The 22,390-nt window shown below is 60.2% G+C and carries 17 protein-coding genes; 5 read left to right on the forward strand and 12 right to left on the reverse strand.

Annotation, left to right across the window (positions count from 1 at the left end; genetic code table 11):
- Nucleotides 1-8: 8 nt before the first annotated feature.
- From Q0L57_RS24880 to Q0L57_RS24890, 3 genes are all read right to left on the reverse strand, one after another.
- A complete protein-coding gene (locus tag Q0L57_RS24880; RefSeq protein ID WP_296745720.1) occupies nucleotides 9-1,262 on the reverse strand; it encodes a sarcosine oxidase subunit beta family protein in 1,254 nt (417 codons plus the stop codon).
- A gap of 70 nt (nucleotides 1,263-1,332) precedes the next feature.
- Nucleotides 1,333-3,174, reverse strand: a complete 1,842-nt coding sequence (locus Q0L57_RS24885; protein ID WP_296745721.1) for a PLP-dependent transferase — start codon at nucleotides 3,172-3,174, stop codon at nucleotides 1,333-1,335.
- A gap of 128 nt (nucleotides 3,175-3,302) precedes the next feature.
- Nucleotides 3,303-5,708, reverse strand: a complete 2,406-nt coding sequence (locus Q0L57_RS24890; protein WP_296745722.1) for an FAD-dependent oxidoreductase — start codon at nucleotides 5,706-5,708, stop codon at nucleotides 3,303-3,305.
- A 308-nt stretch (nucleotides 5,709-6,016) separates the two neighbouring features.
- On the opposite strand from Q0L57_RS24890, the gene Q0L57_RS24895 reads away from it, so the two are divergent.
- Nucleotides 6,017-6,649 (forward strand): TetR/AcrR family transcriptional regulator, encoded by a 633-nt coding sequence (locus Q0L57_RS24895; protein ID WP_296745723.1) that lies wholly within the window; start codon nucleotides 6,017-6,019, stop codon nucleotides 6,647-6,649.
- Nucleotides 6,650-6,786: 137 nt separating this feature from the next.
- Here Q0L57_RS24895 and Q0L57_RS24900 read toward each other — a convergent pair whose 3' ends face one another.
- Both Q0L57_RS24900 and Q0L57_RS24905 read right to left on the reverse strand, forming a co-directional pair.
- Entirely contained in the window at nucleotides 6,787-8,028 is a 1,242-nt protein-coding gene (locus Q0L57_RS24900; RefSeq protein ID WP_296745724.1) for an MFS transporter, read from the reverse strand.
- 208 nt (nucleotides 8,029-8,236) lie between these two features.
- On the reverse strand, nucleotides 8,237-9,397 hold the full coding sequence (locus Q0L57_RS24905; RefSeq protein WP_296745725.1) for a PLP-dependent aspartate aminotransferase family protein: 1,161 nt from the start codon (nucleotides 9,395-9,397) through the stop codon (nucleotides 8,237-8,239).
- A gap of 502 nt (nucleotides 9,398-9,899) precedes the next feature.
- Between Q0L57_RS24905 and Q0L57_RS24910 the strand changes: the two genes are divergently transcribed.
- Together Q0L57_RS24910 and Q0L57_RS34305 are read left to right on the forward strand one after the other, a co-directional pair.
- Nucleotides 9,900-10,364: an Lrp/AsnC family transcriptional regulator gene (locus Q0L57_RS24910; RefSeq protein WP_296745726.1), complete on the forward strand. Its 465-nt coding sequence runs from the start codon at nucleotides 9,900-9,902 to the stop codon at nucleotides 10,362-10,364.
- Nucleotides 10,365-10,451: 87 nt separating this feature from the next.
- Complete coding sequence (locus Q0L57_RS34305) at nucleotides 10,452-10,775, forward strand: LysR substrate-binding domain-containing protein (protein WP_366940946.1); 324 nt, start codon at nucleotides 10,452-10,454, stop codon at nucleotides 10,773-10,775.
- Here Q0L57_RS34305 and Q0L57_RS24915 read toward each other — a convergent pair.
- The 5 genes from Q0L57_RS24915 to Q0L57_RS24935 form a co-directional block, all read right to left on the reverse strand.
- Entirely contained in the window at nucleotides 10,764-12,938 is a 2,175-nt protein-coding gene (locus tag Q0L57_RS24915) for a cytochrome P450 (protein ID WP_296745727.1), read from the reverse strand. The genes Q0L57_RS34305 and Q0L57_RS24915 overlap by 12 nt on opposite strands.
- A 366-nt stretch (nucleotides 12,939-13,304) precedes the next feature.
- Nucleotides 13,305-14,057: an Asp/Glu racemase gene (locus tag Q0L57_RS24920; RefSeq protein ID WP_296745728.1), complete on the reverse strand. Its 753-nt coding sequence runs from the start codon at nucleotides 14,055-14,057 to the stop codon at nucleotides 13,305-13,307.
- Nucleotides 14,058-14,101: 44 nt separating this feature from the next.
- Nucleotides 14,102-15,133, reverse strand: a complete 1,032-nt coding sequence (locus Q0L57_RS24925) for a carbon-nitrogen hydrolase family protein (RefSeq protein ID WP_296745729.1) — start codon at nucleotides 15,131-15,133, stop codon at nucleotides 14,102-14,104.
- Nucleotides 15,117-16,061 (reverse strand): fumarylacetoacetate hydrolase family protein, encoded by a 945-nt coding sequence (locus tag Q0L57_RS24930; protein WP_296745730.1) that lies wholly within the window; start codon nucleotides 16,059-16,061, stop codon nucleotides 15,117-15,119. The genes Q0L57_RS24925 and Q0L57_RS24930 overlap by 17 nt, the downstream gene beginning before the upstream one ends.
- Nucleotides 16,062-16,071: 10 nt before the next feature.
- Nucleotides 16,072-17,187 (reverse strand): cupin domain-containing protein, encoded by a 1,116-nt coding sequence (locus Q0L57_RS24935; RefSeq protein WP_296745731.1) that lies wholly within the window; start codon nucleotides 17,185-17,187, stop codon nucleotides 16,072-16,074.
- A 131-nt stretch (nucleotides 17,188-17,318) separates the two neighbouring features.
- Here Q0L57_RS24935 and Q0L57_RS24940 point away from each other — a divergent pair, with 131 nt between their 5' ends.
- The gene (locus Q0L57_RS24940; RefSeq protein WP_296745732.1) at nucleotides 17,319-18,014 is read left to right on the forward strand and encodes a GntR family transcriptional regulator; all 696 of its coding nucleotides are present in this window, start codon (nucleotides 17,319-17,321) and stop codon (nucleotides 18,012-18,014) included.
- 406 nt (nucleotides 18,015-18,420) lie between these two features.
- Complete coding sequence (locus Q0L57_RS24945) at nucleotides 18,421-19,284, forward strand: PIN domain-containing protein (protein ID WP_296745733.1); 864 nt, start codon at nucleotides 18,421-18,423, stop codon at nucleotides 19,282-19,284.
- Here Q0L57_RS24945 and Q0L57_RS24950 read toward each other — a convergent pair.
- Both Q0L57_RS24950 and Q0L57_RS24955 read right to left on the reverse strand, forming a co-directional pair.
- Nucleotides 19,261-20,259 (reverse strand): hypothetical protein, encoded by a 999-nt coding sequence (locus tag Q0L57_RS24950; RefSeq protein ID WP_296745734.1) that lies wholly within the window; start codon nucleotides 20,257-20,259, stop codon nucleotides 19,261-19,263. The two genes, Q0L57_RS24945 and Q0L57_RS24950, sit on opposite strands and share 24 nt — an antisense overlap.
- 68 nt (nucleotides 20,260-20,327) lie before the next feature.
- Complete coding sequence (locus Q0L57_RS24955) at nucleotides 20,328-22,337, reverse strand: AAA family ATPase (protein ID WP_296745735.1); 2,010 nt, start codon at nucleotides 22,335-22,337, stop codon at nucleotides 20,328-20,330.
- Between the last annotated feature and the right edge of the window lie 53 nt (nucleotides 22,338-22,390).

A 22,390-nucleotide genomic window follows, 5' to 3' on the forward strand; every position in this document is an offset into this window, starting at 1 on the left:
GGGGCCCTCTAGTGCGCGATGCCGGCGCCGGCGGCCTCATCGATGAGGCGGCCTGCTGCGAAACGGTCCAGATCGAAAGGTCGGCTGATCGGATGGTGCTCTCCTTTCGCCATCAGATGTGCCAGCAGCCAGCCGCCGGCGGGAATGGCCTTGAAGCCCCCGGTTCCCCAGCCACAGTTCAGGTAAAGACCCCTGACTAGCGTCGGCCCGATGATCGGAGAGCTGTCGGGCACGACGTCGACGATGCCCGCCCACTGGCGCATCAGGCGGGTCTGGCCCAAGGCGGGGATCATTTCGAGTAGGCCCGAGATGATGGTTTCCTGCAAAGCCGGATTGCCCCGTTGCCGATAGGACGGAATGCGGTCCAGGCCACCGCCGATGACCAGTTCGCCCTTGTCGGACTGGCTCAGGTATGTGCCGGTGCCGAGGTAGAGCAGAACGGTGTCGAAACAGGGCTTCAAGGGCTCGGATACAAACGCCTGGAGGGCGTATGACTGGATGGGAAGCGACACGCCGGCCTTGCCCGCCAGGACCGAAGAGTGACCGGCGACCGCAACGCCGACGGTTGGGGCCTGGATACGGCCCTTCGAGGTTTCAACGCCTGCGCAGGCGCCGTTCTCTATGATGAAGTCGGCGACCTCGCAGTTCTCGATGATGTCTACGCCCAAGTTGGACGCGCCGCGGGCATAGCCCCAAGCAACCGCGTCGTGCCGGGCGACGCCTGCGCGACCCTGCCAGACACCCCCATGAGGGAGATAGCGCGCGTCAGGTCCGTCGTTGAGGATGGGAATCTTTCGGCGGACCTGCTCGGGTGTCCAAAGCTCCGCATCGACGCCGTTGATCTGCATGGCATTTGCGATGCGGTTGGCAATTTCCATCTGCGCGGGGGTGTGCGCGACGATCAACATTCCCCGCTGGCTCAACATGATGTTGAAGTTCAGTTCCTTCGATAGCCCTTCGTAGAGCCGCAGCGCGAAGTCGTAGAGCGCCACAGATTCCGGATAGAAATAGTTGGACCTGACGATGGTGGTGTTGCGCCCGGTGTTGCCGCCGCCGATGAATCCCTTCTCGATTACGGCGACGTTGGTGATGCCGTGGTTCTTGGCAAGGTAGTAGGCGGTGGCCAGGCCATGGCCCCCGCCCCCCACGACGACAGCGTCGTAGCTCGGCTTCGGCTGGGCTCGTCGCCACAGTGGTGCCCAGCCGGCGTGGCCGGTGACCCCCTCCTTGAAGAGCGTGAGCGCGGAAAAGCTTCTTGTCATCTCGACTTCTCTTCAACCGATCCGGGCACCTCGTCGGCCCACAGGCGGATCCGCCTGTGGGCCTGCGCGGTCAGTTCACGAGACGGCTGTAGCTCGGCTGGGCATCAATGAACTTCCTGTGCACTTCGAGATACGTCTCGCGGTAAATCGCATCGATCTGCTCGGGTGGCAGGAAGCCGCGCGAGAACCCGGGCACGTACTCGTCAATCGCAAGCTCGGCCGCGCGCTGCATGTGGGCGAGCAGCGCGCGCGGATCCTCGAGACCGACCGCGATGCGGGTGGTGGTGAGGAGAATTCCCGATTCCGCCAGCGCTTTGGCATCGAGTTCGGAGTGCGTCGTGAGAGCCGGGCAAAGGGCGACCGTGTTGGTCTGGCCCAGGCTGACCTGCATGCCGATCGCGGGCTCGAGCATGTCGAAAAAGCGCTTGAAGGCTTCCCGGGGAATCTCGACGCGGGAACTCTTTCCCTCCATGTTGATGGTGAAGAGACCTGCCGGAAGCTCCTGCCACATGCCCTTCTTGAACTGGGCATGGCTGGGACTTGAGGGAAGGACCGGACACGACACGTTGATGTCGGGATGCGCGTCCAGGGCCCTGGCTAGCGTGATGGTGTTGATGGCCTTCGCAACGACGCGCATTTCGAAGGTCTTCATGCCAGTCATCACCTCGAAGGCCTTGTCCGCATCGAGGAACGCGCCCTTGATGTAGTACACGTTCCAGAACATGGTCTCGTTCCAGTTGATCGTGCGCTCCTTTCCATTGGGAGCCTTCGCCGTAGTGCTGGTGCCCTTGGGAAGGAACATGTCTTCGTTCCGCCCAATGATGACGCCTGCAGTGGTCGAGCCGAAGCCGGCGAGATCCTTGGTGTACGAGTGCATGACGAAGTCCGGCCGCTCCATCGGGTCTTGACGCTTCAGGACCGGGCACAGAAGCGGCGTACCTACCGTCGAGTCGCAAATAACGGTGATGTCTTCTTCGTGGCATGCGCGCGAGATCGCGGCGACATCCAGGACGTAGCCATGCGGGTTGCAGGGGCTTTCGATGTAGCAGTAGACTTTCCGCCCTTCGGCGATGCGCTCGGCGTATTTAATCTTGCACTGGGCGATGGCCTTGGCGAAATCCCACCCTTCGAACCCGTCAACGAACATGACCGCTACGTCGAGGTTCGACGACTTGCCGTACCAGTCGTGAATCAGCTGGTAGGCGCCGCCGTAAATGTTGCGGGACACCAGCAGGATGTCGCGCGCGCCGAGCAGGTGGCTGAGGATGCCGTCGATCGCGGCCATGCCCGAGTTGAAGTTCCACGCCATGTATTGATTGGATAGTTCGCCGCATTCGACGTCGACGATATGGTTGGCGAGGGCGATTGAGGTCGGGTTCAGCAGGCGCGAGTAGATGTGATGGAGGGGTTCGCGCCCATTGAAGGCGTCTTCAACCCATTCCGAGCAGGCGAACATGTACGTCGCGGTGCGGGTGATGACGGGGTTCGCGGAGAAGAGCGCGGTGACGTTGTCGAAAAGCGGGTATGCGCCGCGGGAGATCGAGCTGCCGTCGTGGGTTGTGATCGACTGGTACGTGGCGCGCGACGGGTTCTGGTGCGTGTCCAGGATTTTCGCCAGCTGGAAGCTGATGAAACGCTTGGCATTGAACCACGCGATGCGGTTCTTCCTGTCGACCTGCGACAGGCCTTCCATCGTAGCGCGGAGGAGGTCGCCCGAGGCGCTGTTCGTCTCATAGATTCGGATCGCCAGGTTGACCAGCGAGCGGCCGAAAGGGGTGGTTGTGTCGATGCCGAAATGGCGCGCTTGTTCCTCGGCCAATTCGAGGGACGACTCGGCGTCGGTCGTATGGCGCAAGGGGCTGAGCAAGCGCATATCGGCGAGCTTGGTGTCGACCTTCGTGTTGTTGTCCATTTGAAATCTCCCGGTTAGTTGTTCCAAGCTGCTTCAGCGGAAGCCGCTATTAGTTCAGGTGCCGTTCAGTTTTTTGGCGACCGTCTTGGGGTGTCGCGCTGGATCTACTGAGAAACCGCGGTGATCGCTCAGCTCCGCATCCGAGTTCCGGCCGGGTCGTAGGCGCATCCCTCAAGGAGCCTCGCGGGAATCTTTCGGGACAGGATTTCCACGGAGAAATCGTCATGCGTTAAGGCGGCACGATCGACGTAGGCCATCGCGAGGCTCTTTTTCGTGCGAGGGCCCCAGGCGCCCGAAGTGACGAAGCCAACGAGTTGCTTGCCGGCTGAGACGGGTTCGTATCCGGAAACGTCGGCGTCCTCGGCCGCGAGTTCGAACGTCACGAGCTTGCGCGCCGGCGGCGCATCGCGGTCGCGCAAGGCCGCGTCGCGGCCGACGAAATAGCTCTTTTCGTAGTCGACGAAGCGGTCGAGGCCGCACATCGCGGGGGTATAGTTTGGCGTAAACTCGAGCGACCAGACCCCGGCACTCTTCTCGACGCGCATGGCGTTGAGCGAGCGCATCCCTATTTCCCTCAGACCATGCCCCGCGCCTGCCGCCAGCAACTTGCGCCTCAGATCCGGCATGTTCTTCGCGTCGCAGTAGACTTCGTAGCCCAGCTCTCCGGACAGCGAGATGCGCGCCAACGTGATCGGGAAATCGGTCGCGATCGTATGGACCGACAGCATCGGGATTGCTGCGTTTGACGCATCGATCCCGAGGGCTTCGGCTATGATCTGTCGCGAGGCTGGTCCGGAGAGTACGAAGCCCGGATTCTCGCGCGTCAGATTGCGGATGGCGACGTGAGACTCCGAGAGGTTCTCCTCAAACCAGCGTGTATGGAATCCTTGGAGGTAACCCGATCCCATGAGCAAGAAGCCGTTGTCGGAGAGCCTGGCGCAGGTCATGTCGCCCATCAGCCGCCCCTCCTCGTTAAGAAGGGTCGCGAGCCTGACGCGGCCGGGCTTCGGCAACTTGCCTGCGATCAACCGATCGAGAAACTTTTCGGCTTTCGAACCCGTGATCAGAAACTTTGAAAAGCTGGAGGCATCGAGGAGGCCCGCTGCATTCGCTGTCGCCTGGACTTCGGCGTTGACGAATTGCAAGGCGTTGTTGCGTCGGAACGTGTATTCTTCGTCGAAGTCCCTGGGGGCGAAATAAAGCGGGACCTCAAGCCCGAAACTCTCTGCGAAACGCGCCCCCTGCTCTTTCAAATCATCATAGACCGGAGACGTGCGACAGGGTCGCGCCGCCGGCCAGGTTTCATTCGGATAGGCGATCCGGAAGCGGCGCTCGTAGAACTGCTTGCCCTTCGCGACGCAGTAGTCCCGCGACGCAAAATCCCCGAAACGTGAAACATCCATTGCGAAGAAGACGTCGGAGCCGGGATCACCGTTGATCATCCACTGCGCCAACGTCAGGCCTATGCCGCCGCCCTGGCTGAAGCCGGCCATAACGCCGCAGGCTGCCCAGTAATTCCTGAGGCCGGGAACCGGCCCGACGAGCGGATTGCCGTCCGGCGAGAACGTGAAAGGCCCGTTGACGATCCGCTTGATACCCGCCTCAGCGACTGACGGAAAGCGGGCGAAGCCACGCACGAGGGCGTCTTCTAGCCGATCGAGCCTTGGCGGAAGCAGGTCGCTCTCGCCGTAGGTCCAAGGCGTTCCCGAAAGCGACCAAGGCGTCGCCGGCGTCTCGTAGACACCGAGCAAAACGCCATTGTGCTCCTGGCGCATGTAGAGTTCGTTGTCCAGGTCGACGGTCAGGGCGATTTCCCTGCCATGCGCCTTAAGTTCGGGGATTTCTTCAGTGATGAGGTAGTGGTGTTCAAAGGGCGTCAGTGGGAGGCTCACTCCGGCCATGGCCCCGACTTCGCGCGCCCAGAGCCCTCCCGCATTCACCACGTGTTCCGCGACGATGACCTCATTGTCCGTAATGACGTCCCAGCCGCCATCGGCACGCTGCTTCAGATCCGTAACGCGGGTTTGCTCAAGAAGCGTAGCGCCGCGGGCTCGCGCCGCTTTCACATAAGCGTGGGTGCAGCCATAGGGGTCGAGGTGGCCTTCATTGGGGTCGTAAAGAGCCCCCTTCACGCCATCGGTGTCGATCAACGGGTTGAGGGCCTTGACCTCGTCGGGCCCGATAAGGTGGGATTCAAGGCCCATCACCTTGTGTTTCGCGGCTTCGGCCCGAAGGAACTCCCATCGGGCGTCGGTCGACGCGACATTGATGCCGCCGCACATGTGCAGCCCAACGTTCTGGCCGCTCTCCTTCTCGATTTCCTTGAACAGTCCAATGCCATAGGCCTGAAGCTTGGCCATGTTGGGGTCGCCGTTCAGCGCGAAAAAGCCTGCCGCGGCATGCCAGGTCGAGCCGGCCGTCAGCACCTTTCGCTCAAGCATTATGACGTCGGTCCAGCCGAGCTTGGTGAGATGGTAGAGCACAGAGGCGCCGACAACCCCGCCCCCGATTACGACAACACGCGCAGTCCGCAAGAACGCCCCCACGAGCCAAAAACAGGATGATGAGCCATCCATACACATGTGTCTTTTCGCGGTCAATACACTTGTGTATGGTGACTCTCAAAATATCTGCTCTTTGGCGCGGAGCCTTTGCGGCTAAGGTGGTGATGTGCGTAAGGTGGGTGACGAGGAATGACCCGGACGCGGCTTGCGACGCCGGGCGCGCTTACAATTGGAAGGACTTGTTGCTATGCCCGAACGGTTTGCGATCCACCGATTGTTGGTTATGTGGCTGGCAAACGATCAGGTTGAGTGCACAAAAATCTGGTAAGGTTCGGTCTATGGATGCCCAAGCCAAGAAACAGCGAGAATCCCTGAGCCGCGAGGCTTGGGTGAAGGCAGCCTGCCGCACTCTCGTGGAACGGGGAATAGAGAACGTCAAAGTCCTCAACCTGGCTGAGGCTCTGAACGTTACGCGAGGCAGCTTCTACTGGCATTTCGAGAGCCGCGAAGACCTTTTGCAAGAACTCATCGACGTTTGGCATCGAACCAACACGTCGGCACTGATCGAGGCCGCCAACGCAAGGCCGGCCAGTCTGGGCGAATGGTATGTCAATCTGATGCGTGTCTGGCTCGATGCCACTCAATTTGACGTACAGCTCGACATCGCCATGCGTGATTGGGCCAGGAAAGACCGAGCCGTCTTCGAGCTTGCCCAGTCCGAAGACTCGGTGCGGGTCGATCGGCTCAAGCGCGCATTCGAGGCCTACGGTTGCGAGAACGAGAGGATCGCCTTCACACGCGCCCGTATTCTCTATTTCCAGCAGATGGGCTACTACATGATGGGTGTTCAGGATCCACCCGAACTGCGCGCCGGCTATCTGTCGGAGTATTGTAGTCTCTTGACGGGTGCGCAGATCGATTCCGGACGGGTCGAGCCCTTTATCAAGGAGCTCAAAGGCTTGATTGCCTGAAACGCTGTAACCACTGAGCCTGGAAGTTTCCGGCTGGCTCGGATCAGCCTAAGAACCAACCCGGCAACAACTATGGCACGATATCTGATCGGCTTGCCTCCTGAGATCGCCTCAGCCGCGCGATAGGGTCAGCGAGACTATCTGTTGCGAACTGTCGCGAAGGGCTTGGGAGCCGCCTTCTGAGGGTTGCGTAGCAGCCGGGTCAGACGCCGCATCGTCTCGACCCCAAGCAGCGGGCCTATTCCGAACACAGCCAGCGTAACAGGCCAACCGAACCTATCCGCCAGCAAGGGTGCGGCTTGAATGGTGATCGCGGTCAGCAGGAAGCCAAGTGCGGTCTGAAGGGTCATCAGGCTTCCGGCACGGTCCGCCGGGGCAGTATCGGCGACCAACGCAGAAAATAGGGCGCTGTCAGGGATGACACAAATCCCCCACAGGATGGCCAGCGTCACCGTCAGCGCCGGCGGGCCACCGAAGCTTAGGGCGGTGGCTATGGCCAGACAACCACTTAGCCCCATCGTGCCTCCTGCGACCGGCGCCTTGCCAAAGCGATCAGCCAGAGCCCCTGCTGGGACGCAGAAAACGCCCCCGAGCCCGATCGCGAAGAACGTCGCGAGCCGCGCCGTTTGGGTTGCGTCGGCCGATCCCGCCTGGGTCAAGGAAGCGGTAAGCGCCGCGCCGATCCAGGCCCAGAATGCGTATAGTTCCCACATGTGGCAGAGGTACCCGGAATAGGCCAGGCGGACGGGGCGCAACCGCCAAGCGAGCTTAAGCGTGGTCGGGTCGAAATGTGGCGCGGTGACGTGATGCGGCCCCAGGCGGGTGGCCAGGATCAGCGCAGCGGCGAGGACGGCCAGAATGCTTGCCAGCATCACCGTAGTACGCCAATCAGGTCCGCCGACAAGTGCAAGCCCGTGCGGGGCGGCAGAACCCAGCGTTAGGGCTCCAACCAGCATCCCTACTACAAGGCCGCGGCGCCGCAGCGTCCAGCCGACCGCGATCTTCATGCCGACTGGATAGACTCCGGCAAGGCACACGCCGGTCAGAGCCCGCAGTAGAATCTGCACGTCCCCGCCTGGTGGCGTAACGACAAGAAGTGCGTTCGCCAGCGCGGCCCCAAGGGCGCTGACTGCGAAGACGGCACGCGGATTGTAGCGATCCGAGGTGCCGTGGATGGCCATTGCAAGAGCGCCGATGACGAAACCTAGTTGGACCGCCGCGGATAGAAGTCCTAGTCGCCAGGCGCCGAGTTGCGCTTCACGCGTCAACTCCGGGAGGATCGCGGACGAGACGAACCATAGCGACATCGCCCCGATCTCCGCCACAAGAAGAAGACCTAGGCTGCGTCCGCGGGCTAAGCCAGGCTGCTTCGCGATCATGTGTTTCTTTCCGCCATAAAAGCATCGGCGCAGGCCCGCTTGTCCACCTTGCATTTCTTCCGGCGTTCGCTGTCACGCCATGCCAGAGGAGCGATCTAACCTTCAACAATCGGCTATCAGGATGGATTTTGCCGCCATGGCAGCTATGTCACAAGAAGAGTGTCATCCCATCTTTTCGGCCGGTGAAAGGGGCATTTTGAGCTGGTTTTCAACCAAGAGCCCTTTCCAAGGCCTGTTCGAGGTCATGGATCAGGTCTTCGGTCTCTTCGATGCCGATGGACAGCCGCAGAAGGCGTTCATGGACGGGGAAGCCCGCGCCCGATACGGTCTTGCGATGCTCGATCAGGCTTTCCACTCCGCCCAAGGAGGTGGCCGGGTAGAAGAGATGACAATACTTGGCGACATCGATAGCGTTTTGCTCGGTGCCCTTGACAATGATTGACATCATGCCGCCGAACTGGCCGTTAGTCTGACGTTTGGCAACCTCATGGCCCGGATCAGAGGGCAACCCCGGATAATAAACCGCCTCGATATGTTTGTGCCCTTCGAAATGCCGAGCAATGGCCAAAGCGTTCTTGCATGACTTTTCGACGCGGAGGAACAGCGTGCGCATCCCCCTGATTAACAGCCAAGCGTCTTGGGATTGCAGCACGGTACCCCCCAATTTGCGTACCATGTAGATTTCTTTCCAATCCTCATCCACCGTTCTGACCGACAGCACCCCGGCAGTGATGTCGGAATGCCCATTGAGGTATTTGGTTGCCGAATGAAACGAGAAGTCCGCTCCGAGATCGAGGGCTTTGGTCATGCAGGGGGGCGTGGCGGTAGCATCGACCAGTATTTTAGCTCCAGCTGCATGGGCAATTTCTGCCGCTTTGGCTATGTCTGTGACCTCCCAGTTCGGGTTGTTGGGCGTTTCGACCCAAACCAGTTTAGTTTCTCCTGGCCGAATGGCAGAAGCCAGTTCATCCAGATTTCCGGCAGTATAATAACTAACGAATAGACGCTTCTTTGCTTCATAAATCTGAATTTGAGCCAGAACCCCGTGGTACATAACCCGAGGAACCACGATGTGCGCACCAGCAGGAAGGTGTTCGATTGCAGCGGTGCAGGCCGACATACCGGAAGAAAAGAGATAAGTTCCCTCCGCGTTCTCTAGCTCGGCAATGATCTGCTCGGCGAGGCTGGTGGTTTGGTTACCGTCCCTCCGGTACCAGTAAGGTTTACGCTCTTTATATTCTTCATCTCGCGCGTAAGTTGCCGCGTGCTGGATCGCAGGCACTACAGACCCGGTGTCCGGATCTATAAAGTGCAAAGCCTGTGCAATTCGCGTGGCGAGTGAGTATTTTCGGTCGTTTTGTTTGGTCATCAGAACTGATCTCCTTGAATATAAGAGTTGTTTTTAAGTTCCTCAATGTGCATCTCGGCCCTGGGCAGCAGCGGTCAGCCCACCCATACCCGCCGGGAATATCGTTGCCCTTTGCGCATATTGCTGTGCGCGCAGAGAGGACTGCGTCAGCAACTGCGAGCAGCGCGCGTGTCGGGAAGAAAGAACAAGCAACTTCAGGTCAGCCGACACACGCGGCGCGCCGTCGTGCTTCTTTCTTAGGTATGAATTGCCACCTTGCCCCTAGGGGGCAATCAAGGTGCACGCCAAGGAGCTTGACACGGCGCCTTGTAGATCGATCTTGCCCATAGCCTGGGCGGCCAGGGAACGCCTTGTCCAACTTGTCGAGTTCATGGTTTCGGTCCGCTCCCCTAGAGCCAGCCTATCTGGCCTGGGGCCTGAGTTGATCATGGTCGAAAGGAAGCGGACATTTTCGGCAAATTTGGTTATTCTACGCTGAAAATCGCTGAGATAGGGCTAGCTAATGGCGAAAACAGTCGACCTTGATCAATTCGATCACGCGCTGCTCACCGAGGTTCAAACTGACAATCAAACGCCGGCGCGGGTCCTGGCCGAGCGCGTGGGCTTGTCTCAGAGCGCGGTACTGCGGCGTTTACGACGCCTGCGCGCCGAGCGGATCATCACGGCCGACATATCGATCGTAAACCCGGAAGTTCTAGGCATTCCCGTCACTGTCCACGTGCTTGTGCGTATCGACCGGGGCTCACGGACCTACAGCGAGTTTGCGCGCAAGCTTAAACGTCGCCCCGAGGTAAAACACGCATCCTACGTGACCGGCGGGGCCGACTTTGTCCTGCGTTTGCAGGTGGAAAGCATGGCGGCATATGCGGAATTTGCACGTGAGGTCTTCCATGAAGACGAGACGGTTTCGGAGTACCACACCTATGTCGCCATGCAGGAGCTGATCGGTCCCACTGCAAAAAGATAGGCTCCCTAGCGCTTCAATAAACGCGCCTGACGAACCTCAGGTCCCTGGCCTAATTCTCATTCGTCGGGCTGCGCAACTCTGCGGCGCTTGTCGGAAAACATTTCCCGAAACTGGCTAGCCTCCGTCATTCATGTCAAATACCAGGCCGACAGCTTCCGCGTTCTGAAAGAAATTGTGGCGGCGGGCCTTGGCCACACGATCCTGCCACTGTCTGCCTTCTATCGCGAACAGGAGGAAGGCCTGTATAAGATAACGCGCCTCGTTCAGCCGCGGATTTCGCGCCATCTCGTTATGGCTCTACCATCAAGCAGTTGCGGCAAGACTGCCCTCAGCGATCATCACATTGTTCCAATTCTATCTCATCCATGCCATGATTCATGCGGTGCCATTATGGCGACCTTAGATGTCTAATATCAATCTCGGTGTCTGGGATCGCGAGCAACACACGGCAATCTTGGAATTCTCTGCCTTTTCCGTTGCAGTAAGCACCATATCGCGGTGATCAGCCCTGCCTTCCAAGAGCCGAGTCACGCAAGTTCCACATACTCCGTTCTGGCATGACGACTCGATATGGAAACCATCTCGCCGCAGTGCTTGAAGGATGGTCTCGCCCGGGCCAACGGGAACTGCCCTTCCAGAGCGAGACGCTATCACCGTGAAGGGATCACCATTGACATCGATTTCAGCGGCGAAATGCTCACGATGGATATGTTCGGCGTCGAACCCAGCGTTCGTCGCCGCAGCGTGGAGAGAATCTATGTAGCGCTTTGGCCCGCATATGTAGATGTGGGTCCCCTCCCCCAATTCATCGACCACCTTGCCGGCATCCAGGCGCGACGCGTCCGGGCCCTCACTCAGATGAAGACGAATGCGACCGGCAAACGGCAAATCCTTGAGCTCACTGCCCCAAGGCACTCTTAGACTGTCATGTGCAGAGACGTGCCATGTGAACTCTTGCCCAAGCTGATGCAGCCGCCAGGCCATGGACAGAATAGGCGTCAACCCAATTCCGCCGGAAAACAACGCCACGGGAGAACCATCTTCAACCAATTTGAAATGGTTGCGAGGTTTGGAGATCATAATCGCCGCGCCCTCGCCAAAGCTCGAATGGATGTTGGCGGATCCTCCCCTGGACTGCGGTTCGCGCTGCACCGCAATCACATAGGCATCGGAGCGCGAGGGGCCCGTCAGCGAGTACTGCCGCACCAACGCATCATTAATGTGGACGTCTATGTGTGCGCCGGGGGACCAAACTGGAAGCGCGCCGTCATCAAGTGGCGCGATTGTGAGCGCTACTACGTCCTTGGCTACCATCTTGCAGCTCAAAATTCGTGCAGCGATCTTCGAGCTGTCTCCAGTAGGACCCCTGGCACCGCGCGCGGCACTCGTGCTGGGCAGTGACCTTCCCCTGAACGTCGCTGGCAGCGAGCCATAATTGTAGATGGTATTGTTGAGCGCGATGACTGGTCTGCCAACGACGATGCTTTCGACGCGCGGGATCATCGCCTTCAGGATGGATATCATTTCAAGCTGGGCAAGATGCTGGCCCACACACATGTGAATGCCGCTACCAAAGCCAAGATGGTGGCGTGGATTGCGTTCAATGTCGAACTTATCGGGGTTCGAAAATACTTGCTCGTCCCGGTTGGCGCTGGCGAAAACCATCATGACTCGCGCGCCTTCGGGAACAACAAATCCGGCGATTTCGACGTCCCGCGAGGTGTGCCGCACGAAGGAACGCACCGGCGATGCCATACGCACAGCTTCGTTTGCCGCCCCCCGCATCAATGCGGGGTTCTGCCGCAGCAACTGCCATTGATCCGGATTCATGCCCAGTTGATAGATGAGCTGGCTGATTGCCGAGATCGTCGTATCCAGGCTGGGATTGAGATAGTCGCGCATGGCTACGGGAGCCAAATCCGGCGCGAGCAATCCCTGGTCGACGAGATCGAACAACCGTCGCGTCCAGCTTCCGGGTTGCAGCACCTCCGGCTTCGCCTGAGTCTGGGCGAACTTGCGTTGCTCCAGGAAGGTTTCGACTGCCGTCCTGCCACGCTCGTTCTGAACACCGATTAGATCGAAAGTGGCATTTGCCCATCGGAGCATGTTGTCGCGCCCAAAGTCGGGGAGCCCAACAAGATCGCGAACAATCGTCAGCGGCAGATGTCGCGCAAAATCAACGACCGCATCGAAAGACTCCCTGGTCAAAAGACTCTCAATCAGCCCTTCCGCGGAACTTTCGATCTGGCCGCGTACACTTTCGAGCGCTCCGGGCAGCAGAGGAACTGATGTCGCACCGCGAATGGCTGCATGGCGGGCGCCGTCCGACGCAGCTGAATTTCCCTTCGTCATTTCGTTCGCGACTTCATCTGCGGCAACTCCCTTACCGCTGATGAAGGTCTCGTGGTCCCTGACAGCGGCTGCCACCGCCGAGTGGTGCGTCAAGGCAAAGTTCTGGTGCTGTGGAAGCCACACAACAGGACCCAACGCGCGCATCCTGGCATAGTGGGGCCAGGGGTCCGCAATGAACTCGTCTGAATAAAAGTCTTCGCGGTATTCCGGGATGGGGTTCACGCGAATCTCCCTCTTTCTCAAGCCAATCGTGCTCAGGTGTGCATATATCTGCTTGTTTCCCGACCTGGCCGGATGGCGCACACGTCTCCGTCCGATCAGGTTTCCAAACTGCGCAGCGCTGGCCTAGGACCGGACTAGCACGCGATCCGGGTCGTACATGGGCATCGAAACCACCTCGGCGCTCAATCCTGGATGCTCGGCAAGCTTGAGTTCTGTGCCGGGCTTCGATGCTCGAGCAGCCACTCCGACCATTGACATGGTCTTTCCACCAAGTTGCGACGAAGGCACGGCGACCAAGATTTCCTCGCCCGGCATGAGTGAACTGCTTCAGCACGATCGTCACAACTTGTTTGCGGACGTCGTCCTTCAATATTTGCCTGAGAGCAGTTCGCCTGCCCCGGGCGACGCGGCCTGCAGTCCGAGCCGCGACATCAGTTGATAGCCGGTACAGATGGAGGCGCTGACGACTGGAAGCCCCAATGCTTTCTGGAGATCGTCGATCACCGGCAGGGAAGGCATTTGCACGCAGGCCGACGCGACGAACGCGTCGATCCCCGCAGTGTCGACCTTCTTGTAGATATCAAGCAACCTGTCCGGGTCGTGCCTGCCGACCTCGATGTTGTCGGGGATTTCGAGCGCGATGAAGTCCTTCACCTCAATTCCCTCATGCTCGACATAGTCGACCACCAGTTGGGTAAGCGGCTTCATGTATGGGCATATGATCGCAATCTTCTTCGCGCCAAGCACCTTGAGGCCATCGACAAGAGCGCCGGCGCTGGTGACCACGGGAGCGGGCGCGCCGTTTTCCACAGTGCGCTTATGGAGACGGGCTTCCGAGGTGCGGTGATAACCCTTTCCCATGCTCATGATCGCCACAAGACAGGCGTAACCGAGGACGTCGACACGAGCATCGGAAAGCTCGATCGCGCAGCGGTCACTGTCGCGATCCATGGCCTCGCGCTCCTCCTTGACGACCTTCTTCATCCGCATCCGGCTGGAGTGGAAGCTGAAGCGTTCCGGCAGGAACACCTCGCGGGTACGGAAAATAGCGGGGATTTCCGTCTCCATCGTGGTGTTGGAGGAAGGCACAATCTGCCCGATCCGATAGGTCTTCGGCATCGTCATCCGTCCGTCTGGTTGTTGAATTGCTGATGTCGGCCGGCTCAGGCCTGGTGGCCGGCCAACTGTCCCGCTTCCGTCGCGCCGGCATCGTCACTATCGGACGCCTGCGTCCGTTCGATCAGCGATATCGGCTCCAGCCTGCGCCTGTTCACTTTCAGGTCGAAAACGTCGAAGCGATTGTAGTGCCCAACAATGTCGTGCATCTGCTTCGGCTGGATGCAGCGTGCGAGATCGATCTCGGCATAGACGATGCCCTCTTCATCGATCAGAGGCTTGCCGACCAAGCGTCCGTCGGGACCAATTACGCCGGAGAAGGCGCTGGACTTGCGCTGCAGGCGCGCCCGCGCATCCGGGACGACACCTTCCATTGCCTTTATGATTTCCTCAGAGACGGTCGAACAGGACACGATGGTGAAGAGCTTGCCTTCGAAGGAGTGGGCGATCGCGCGCAGCTTGATGGCTTCGGCCATGTCGTAGTCGGGCGGCGCGACGGGCAGCGAGATGTAGCTGGCGACGTGGACCAGCTCGCCTTGAGCGAGAAGGGTAAAGCGCGCGAGCGTGTTGGTGTTCTCGCCACAGGCAAGCGCGCCGAGCGGCCCGACAGCCGTGTCGTGGACTTTAAGCCCCGCCCCGTCGCCCGGCGCCCAGGTCAGCTTCTCGGCCCAGGTCGGCATCAATTTGCGGTGCTTGCCAAGCAAGGAGCCGTCGGGTCCGATGGTCAGGAGCGTATTGTAGAGCGTTCCGATCGAACGCGTGCTGCGCTCATTGATGCCGATCACGACATGGATGCCGGCTTCGCGCGCCGCGCCGCGCAGGATATCGACCTCTGGGCCGGGTTCGGTGATGGCCGCGCGGGCGAGCTTGTCGAACCAGGCGCCGCCCGTGACCGGATCGGCGATCCAGCTCCAGTATGGATAGGCCGGGACGAACACTTCGGGGAAAGCGATGAGATCGGCGCCGTTGGCCCTGGCCTCGCGGATCAGGCCGATCGCCTTCTCGATTGTCGCCGGCGTGTCGAGAAAGACGGGCGAGGCCTGCACGGCCGCGGCGACGAATTTAGGAAGCTTCAGCACGACAGTTCTCCTCTGGTGTCGCGTCCACAACCGGATGCCGCAGCGTGCCGATCCCTTCGACACACGCCACGACCACGTCGCCTGGCCACATCCATTCCTGCGGGTTGCGCCCAGCGCCGACGCCTTCCGGCGTACCGCTGGCGATGATGTCACCCGGTTCGAGGGTGATCCCCGACGAGATGTCTGCGATCAGGTGGTCAACCTTGAACAGCATGTGGCGCGTGTTAGAGCGCTGTTTCTCGACCCCGTTCACCGTCAGCCACAGGTCGAGCACCTGCGGGTCGGGGATCTCGTCGGCCGTCACGATGCATGGCCCGAAGGGCGCGTAGGTGTCCTGTCCCTTGGAGAAAATCCATTGCCCAGCGCGGCGGTTGTCGCGCGCCGAAACGTCGATCATCACCGAGTAGCCGAAGACGTGGCTGAGCGCGTCTTGCTTGCGAGCGCGACGCGCGGTCGTACCGATGATCACCGCGAGCTCCACCTCCCAATCGAGCTGCTGCGTGATCTTTTTGTTGTGCTCGATGGCGTCGCCCGGCCCAATCACCGTGGTCGGTGGTTTCGAGAAGACTACCGGCTGCTTCGGCAGGTCTTTCGACGTGTCGAGCGACTTCGCGCTTTCAGCGACATGCTCGACGAAGTTGAGGCCGATGCCGAAGATGTTCTTGCGTGGCCGGGGGATGGGAGCCAAGAGCTTCACATTGCCTATCGCGGTGGCCGTGCCGGCCGGGAAGCGCCCGGCAGCGCTGCCGAGGCAATCGCGCAGCGTGTCCAGCCCGGCGCGCCCGGCATCGATCAGGCCGAGCATGGTGTCGGGCAGGACCTTGTCCTGCGCCGCGGCAAGCGCTCCGACGTTCACCACGAGATCGTCCACGACAACGCCGAGCCTTGCCGCCGCCTCGACCGAAGCGCGATAGGTCACAAATTTCATGATCGTCCCTTCAAAGAAGCGGCTGCATGCCGCCATTGTCGCCGAATGCCTGCTCCCGGTAGAGCCCAAGCGCGCGCATCACCGGCAGGTCTGACAAGCAAAACAGGCAGGCATCGTCGCGATCCGAGCCGTTGACATGCTCGTGCCAGGCCCAGGACGGCACGCAGAAGATGTCATGTTCCTGCCAGTCGTGGCGCTGGCCGTTGATGATCGAATGGCCGCTGCCCTTGGCCACGTGGTAGAGACTGCTGCCGGTATGTCGGTGCGCCTTGGTGTGCTCGCCGGCCCGCAACATCTGCATCGACGCGCCAAGCGTCTGCATGACTGGACCGTTGGTGACGGGGTTCACATATTCCATCAGCACGCCGTCGAAGGGCGAGCCTTCCGTGCAGCCGGCATATTTCAGCAGCGACTCATAGGTTGGCGCCCATTCGTATTTGAACATCGGGCTGTAGCCCGCCGCCCACGCCTCGCCCATGGGCTTCAGCCCCGGGTTTCCCCAAGTCTTCGTCATGTCGTCGACCGTGTAGCCGACGGCTTGGCTCAGATCCGGATGCACCTCGTAGAAATTGGCTTCCATCGCGTTGACGAAAGGAATGTCCAGGCCGTCCTGCCAGATGCAAGGTGAACCATTGGCCTCCACGCCATGTTCGTGCCAGGTGCCGTTTGGCGTCAGCACGAAGTCGTTGGCGCCGAGCGTCATCTTGTGTCCGTCGACGACCGTGTAGGCGCCGGAGCCCTCGATGATGAAGCGGATCGCCGAGGCCGAGTGACGATGGGCTGACGCGACCTCGCCGGGATTCATCACCTGAAGCCCGCCAAAGATCCAGCCGACCGCCGCGGCGACGTCAGTGCGCCCCGGATTGTTCAGGTAGACAACGCGCCGCCCGGCCTTCTCCGGCGTCACCAGATCGACCGAGCGCAGCACATGCGCGCGCAGGTCGCGATAGCACCAAACCACCGGGACGGACTGTGACTTCGGCTGCCAGGGCTCGATCTTATTGGCGACGGTCCAGAGCGCGCCTGCCTTGTGGCGCTCCAGCTCGTCATAATAGGCAAGAAGCTCCGGCGTATCCTCGACGTTTGCCCGCCCGACCATGTCCTCGCGATGGTTTTCCCGTGCCATGGGACCTCCTGTTTGTGGGCTGTTAACCTAGCATGGCGCGCCTTATTTTCGAACGCAACAGATATTTTCGAAAATAATAGAATTGCCGACAAGCACCTCCCTAGGGTAATCCTTGCTCCTGGAGGATGAGAATGACTCTTGCCGAGAAAGCGTATAACGCGCTGCGTCACGATATCATCAGGGGTGAGTTTGTGCAGGGAGGCCCCCTGCGTCTTGCTGACCTCGCGGCACGCTACGGGATGGGGTTTTCGCCACTCCGCGAAGCGTTGAACCGACTGCAAGCTGAACGACTGGTGACGGCGGAATCGCTTCGGGGTTTCCGCGTGGCGTCATTGTCGCTGGACGAACTGCACGATTCTATGTCGTCACGCATTCTCATCGAAAAGACGGCGCTGCGCGCAGCGATCCGCTTTGGCGACGACGAGTGGGCAGCGGGAATCGTATCTGCCCTCTACGCGCTCAATATTCAGGCTGGCCGCATCGGTGCGGATGCAGACATCTGGACCCTTGAGGCGCGACACTACGCGTTCCATAGGGCCTTGCTAGCGGCATGCAGATCGCCATGGATGTTGGAATTTTTCGAACGCCTTTACGCCGCCACCGAGCGCTACCGCATCCCAGTTCTCCTCGCCGCGTCGCACCCCGCGGGCCGAGACTTACAGGCTGAGCATGGGATGCTCGGACAGGCGGTTCTCGATCGAGATGCCGACAAGGCGACGGCTCTCCTTGAGGAACATTACCGCAAGACCGTCAATTATTTGGCCCAAGCTATGAATACTCCTGACCTAGCCCCTAACGAGTCCCTGGATGCCGACCTCTGCGTCTAAAACATCGGCCACCGGACTCAAGCTGAACTTGCCTTGCGCCAAGCAGGCGTAGAGCGCCACGTCATCAACTGTCGCGGTCGTTGAAGGCGAAACCGACTGCTGCGACGCCAATTAAGCAAGCGAGCGTCCAGAGGATGCGTGGCCGACGCCGTGCCCACCCACTTCCATCATCTTCACGGCCGGCGTCAGCAGCAGCCTGGGCGACGTGGAGACAAGCTGTCGGAGAGCCAAAACGCCGGGCAGACGACATTGTTCTAATGGCCGACCCCAAAACAATAATCCGGGAGATGCCGGGACCCGCCCGTCACTTCTTGGAACCCTCCGGCTTTTCGGTCACTGGGAGACGCCCACGGCTCAGTAGCAGCTCCTTGGCCTTGGGCGAGCGGCGGCTCCATGCAAGTCTCAGTTGGAAGCCGCGGTTGTTATCGACGATCATCTGCGGTCCGCGAGTGGCCGCGGCATCGAGAAGGTCAGCGAATCTTTGCAGCGCATCAGCAACCGGCCAAGCGTTCGACTCGGCTTCAGCCCGCTTCGGTCCTCGCTCGTTTTCAGGACGCTTGCCCATGTCGAATCCTTTCTGCTCACTCTGACGCCGCTTAACGATTTGCCGGTGCTTTCTGCATATTTTCGCGCCGCACCGTCCAGCCACTATAGTAATCGGATCCGACCGTTGAGCCCACATGTGAAAATGTTCGCATTGGACACGAACGTGGCTAGCGAGCTTTCCCGAAAGCGGCCACATCCGATCGTGGCCAGATGGGTGACGGAAAACGACATACCGCTTGCGATCCCGTTTGCTTGTGTAATCGAAATTCAACGGGGCATCACGATGCTCCAGCAGAGGAACGTCACGAGGTCCCTTGAACTGCAGGCTTGGCTGGAGCGGCTCCTGAAGTCGGATATCTCTTTCCTGCCCATGGACGAAGACACCTCCAAGCTCTACGCCCGCATGACGCTAGTTCCCGGCCTCAAGGACTTATGGACGCAATCCCCACAGGCCAAAGCTGCGAAAATAAACCAGGACCTTGCGATTGCCGCGTCTGCAATCGTGCACCGAGCTGTCGTGGCCTCGATGAATACCAAGGATTTCCTCCGGATCGACCGGCACTTCCCCCTGCCTGGACTTTTCGACCCCGCCTCGAACCAGTGGAGCGTCCTGCCGAAAGGCGGGCGGCGGCGACCAAAGGTGACGGCCGCCGGGCGGGCGTCGGTAGCACGCCCGCACCACGAGGCGAGCGCCCCGCCATCACTCTTTCGAGGCACCCTTTGAGGGCTTCGCTCCCACGGCGAACTCCAACGCAGGCACGACGTCCTTGACGAGCCAATCGCCCAACCCGCTGGCGTCAGGCCAGTCATCGCGGCCTCCGAGAGTATAAAGGATGAGCGTGACCTTTCTCCACTTACTCTCGTGGGGGAAGATCGCTGGAAACAATCGCCAGGTTTCGCTGCCCTCGGGGTTTGGTACGACGAAAAGCGCCAGATTCTGCAGTTCGCTGTTGGCCCTGCGTGCAGAATGCTCCACTTTCGCCGCGAGTGCTCCCTTCGACACCTTCTTGCCAGCGAAATGTGGTTCAAGGGCCGCCTGGATGTCCTCGAGAATCCACCGAAGCCGGTCGGTGAGGACGAGCACTCCGCTTTCGGCCTTCGCCCGAGCCAAGGTTTTCAACCCGTTGGCGCCGCCGACATCGGCCGGGTCCGGCTGCGCGGTGTGCGTTTCGCCGGAAACCAGGACTTTGAATTCGCGAACGGTCGGCCGCTTGCCGGCCTTGAGATCTTTCACCACCGACGAGACCGTTTCGCTTTCCGCCGTAGCCAGTACATACATGGCCGCGGCAGGCACGCTGCAGTCGACCAAAATTTTTCGGTGGGCCCGCAAGTGGCTGTGTACGGCAATGTAATTGGCCGCCCCTCGCCTTGTGAGCCGGCACGCTTGCTTTGACCAACTGTCGAAAGCCTCCTGGCTCGGCGACTTGCCACGCACCTTCGCAAGCATCTCACCGCAGGTGAAAACTTCTTCGGTGCGCTTCCGGCCGAGCGAAGCGAAAAGCTCGCGCGCCTCCTCGAACGAGGCCACGGCGGATGGGGAGATCCCAAGTCCAGCGTAGTCGATCGAGTGGCCGTTGTCGTTCGCCGAGCCAGACTGACGGCTGTTGCGGGTCCCCTTGCCGGGCGCGACGACGTCGTTCGGCGACGCGACTTGCTCCAGATTCTGCGCGGAGACGCTCAAATTTTTCGAACTATCCATCAATATAATCCCCCAGTTAGACTTCGATCAACAATGCAATTGCGAACAGTGACTTAAGTCATATTCATTTATGGATGCTCGACAATGTCGGGAAATGTTTTCCCATTTCCGCAACCTCTCAGAAGGGATTCCGGGACGGATGGCTTCTCGTTGCCCTGCGCGACCGATGCATCGATGCCTACGAGCGCTCGCACTTCGTCGGCCATCAGCTTCTTTCGCTCGCATAGCGAATCTGCGATTTTGGCCAACTCGGTTCGCTTTGACTCGACCAGCGCTTTGGCGTGTGCGAACTCGGCGGCGAGGACTCGTTCGACCCGCTTTCTTAGATCGGCGTCCATGTGCAGCGTGACGAGCAGCTCCTCGTCCGACGTGCCCGACAAGTATGTCAGCCCGCTGCCCAACCCGTACGCGGCTTCGAGCCTCAGCGCCACCATCGTCGCCTCGTGCAGGTCGGATCCCCTCCTGCCGCCTGAGCCTGCGGCTCTCTGTCCGAGCATCACCTCTTCGGCCGCCATCCCGGCAAGTCCGGTCGCGATCAAGTCGAGGAACTCGCACGCCGTTCTTTCCGACAGGCATGGGCGGTCGAACCTGGCGCCTCCGCCCCATTGTTCGACGCCTTGCGACGGATCGAAGGCATCCTTGATCTCCACATAAACGAATGCGCCAATCCCAAGCTCGAGTCCCACGAGCGTGTGGCCTGCTTCATGAATTGCGGCACGCCGCAACACCGCCTCCGGCATAGTCACGATTTCAGGGAGTTGTGACTGGATATCGGCGAGGCTGATTTCGCGCCTGGCACGGCGCGCGCGCCGGCGGGCGTCGCGGACCACTTGTTCAAGTCGAGCCCCGGTCCATCCTTCCGTCCGGTCTGCAATGAGGGCGCGGTCAGCTTCTTCCAGGCTGCCTGCGAGATGAAATCGAAGGATCCCTCTGCGGGCCTCGGCATCCGGCAACGGGATGCGGATATGCCTGTCCAGGCGTCCAGGCCGTTTGATGGCCGCGTCGATCATGTCGGGAAAGTTCGTCGCTCCAACGACAACCACGCCATCCCTGCCCGCCGCGCCGTCCATGCATTCGAGGAGGCCGTTGACCACTTCGCGGCAATAGTGGACGTGGTCGCCCGTGAACTTGGTTCGGTCTCCCATGGAATCGATTTCATCGATAAACATGATTGCGGGAGCGTTCTTCTTGGCATCGTCGAACGCCTTCCGCATTGCCTTCAAGAGATCTCCGAGATGGCCGCAAGCCTGCCACTGAGCCAGGGATCCGAGTACAAGGTGAACGCCGCACGTGCGCGCCAGGGCCTTCGCGAACATGGTCTTCCCGCATCCAGGTGGCCCCGAGAGCAGAACGCCCTTGTCTACGTCGGCCCATCGAATCTTTCCTGCCAGCCAGTCGGACAGGTCGATGGCAAGCTCCTTGCCCCATTCAGCGGCTTCGCCCATCCCGGCGAGATCGTCCAGCGACGGCTGCGCGTTATCGAGCACGGGTTGGACCATCGTTGTCGGGCGTGCGGCACCCTTGAGCATTTCCAGCGTCTTCTTGATCGGGCGCCCCTTGCGCAAAGCTGCCGCCACCTCTTTCAGTGGCGCCGCGGCAATTGCTTCAGCTTGCTCTGCAGTCAAATACATATCGCAGCAAACCTTTGCGGCCGCGAGCACATGGCGAGGGTCCAGCGGTTCAATATCGAGGACAGCGTCGGCGAACCTTTCGAAGTCCTCGGACACGAGATCGCGCGCCTGCGTCACCACGACCAAGCGATCCTTCCCAATGGACTCCTCGAGGATGTCGAAGCTCCCGGTGCGCTTGCCGTGGATTGTCTTCAATGCGATGACGTCGGCGCGGTCGCGGTTCACACCGTGTCCGCCGACAAGGTATTCCCCGTATGTCAGAAGCCTGGAGGCGTCTTCGTAGAATTCGATGCCATGGCCTGGAGGCACGACAAGTACGAAAATTCCGGTGCCTCCCAGTAGGAACGTCCGCTGCCCGCGTAAGGCGCGCATAACGCCGCAGAGCGCGAGGAAGCGTGCAGGTTTGGAAATGAGCTTGGCACGCAGTCGTGGTGACAAATTTTTCATGGATGGGTTCCGATGAATGGGGTGGTGAGCGATAGATTGGATGTCGAGGGGTA

This window comes from Mesorhizobium sp., from assembly GCF_024509055.1.
Classification (GTDB): domain Bacteria; phylum Pseudomonadota; class Alphaproteobacteria; order Rhizobiales; family Rhizobiaceae; genus Mesorhizobium.

Bases quoted from the DNA above. Each gene is read 5' to 3' on its own strand.
- Q0L57_RS24880 (WP_296745720.1), bottom strand. From the start codon at position 1,262: ATGACAAGAAGCTTTTCCGCGCTCACGCTCTTCAAGGAGGGGGTCACC.
- Q0L57_RS24885 (WP_296745721.1), bottom strand. From the start codon at position 3,174: ATGGACAACAACACGAAGGTCGACACCAAGCTCGCCGATATGCGCTTG.
- Q0L57_RS24895 (WP_296745723.1), top strand. From the start codon at position 6,017: ATGGATGCCCAAGCCAAGAAACAGCGAGAATCCCTGAGCCGCGAGGCT.
- Q0L57_RS24900 (WP_296745724.1), bottom strand. From the start codon at position 8,028: ATGATCGCGAAGCAGCCTGGCTTAGCCCGCGGACGCAGCCTAGGTCTT.
- Q0L57_RS24905 (WP_296745725.1), bottom strand. From the start codon at position 9,397: ATGACCAAACAAAACGACCGAAAATACTCACTCGCCACGCGAATTGCA.
- Q0L57_RS24910 (WP_296745726.1), top strand. From the start codon at position 9,900: ATGGCGAAAACAGTCGACCTTGATCAATTCGATCACGCGCTGCTCACC.
- Q0L57_RS24920 (WP_296745728.1), bottom strand. From the start codon at position 14,057: ATGCCGAAGACCTATCGGATCGGGCAGATTGTGCCTTCCTCCAACACC.
- Q0L57_RS24930 (WP_296745730.1), bottom strand. From the start codon at position 16,061: ATGAAATTTGTGACCTATCGCGCTTCGGTCGAGGCGGCGGCAAGGCTC.
- Q0L57_RS24935 (WP_296745731.1), bottom strand. From the start codon at position 17,187: ATGGCACGGGAAAACCATCGCGAGGACATGGTCGGGCGGGCAAACGTC.
- Q0L57_RS24940 (WP_296745732.1), top strand. From the start codon at position 17,319: ATGACTCTTGCCGAGAAAGCGTATAACGCGCTGCGTCACGATATCATC.
- Q0L57_RS24950 (WP_296745734.1), bottom strand. From the start codon at position 20,259: ATGGATAGTTCGAAAAATTTGAGCGTCTCCGCGCAGAATCTGGAGCAA.
- Q0L57_RS24955 (WP_296745735.1), bottom strand. From the start codon at position 22,337: ATGAAAAATTTGTCACCACGACTGCGTGCCAAGCTCATTTCCAAACCT.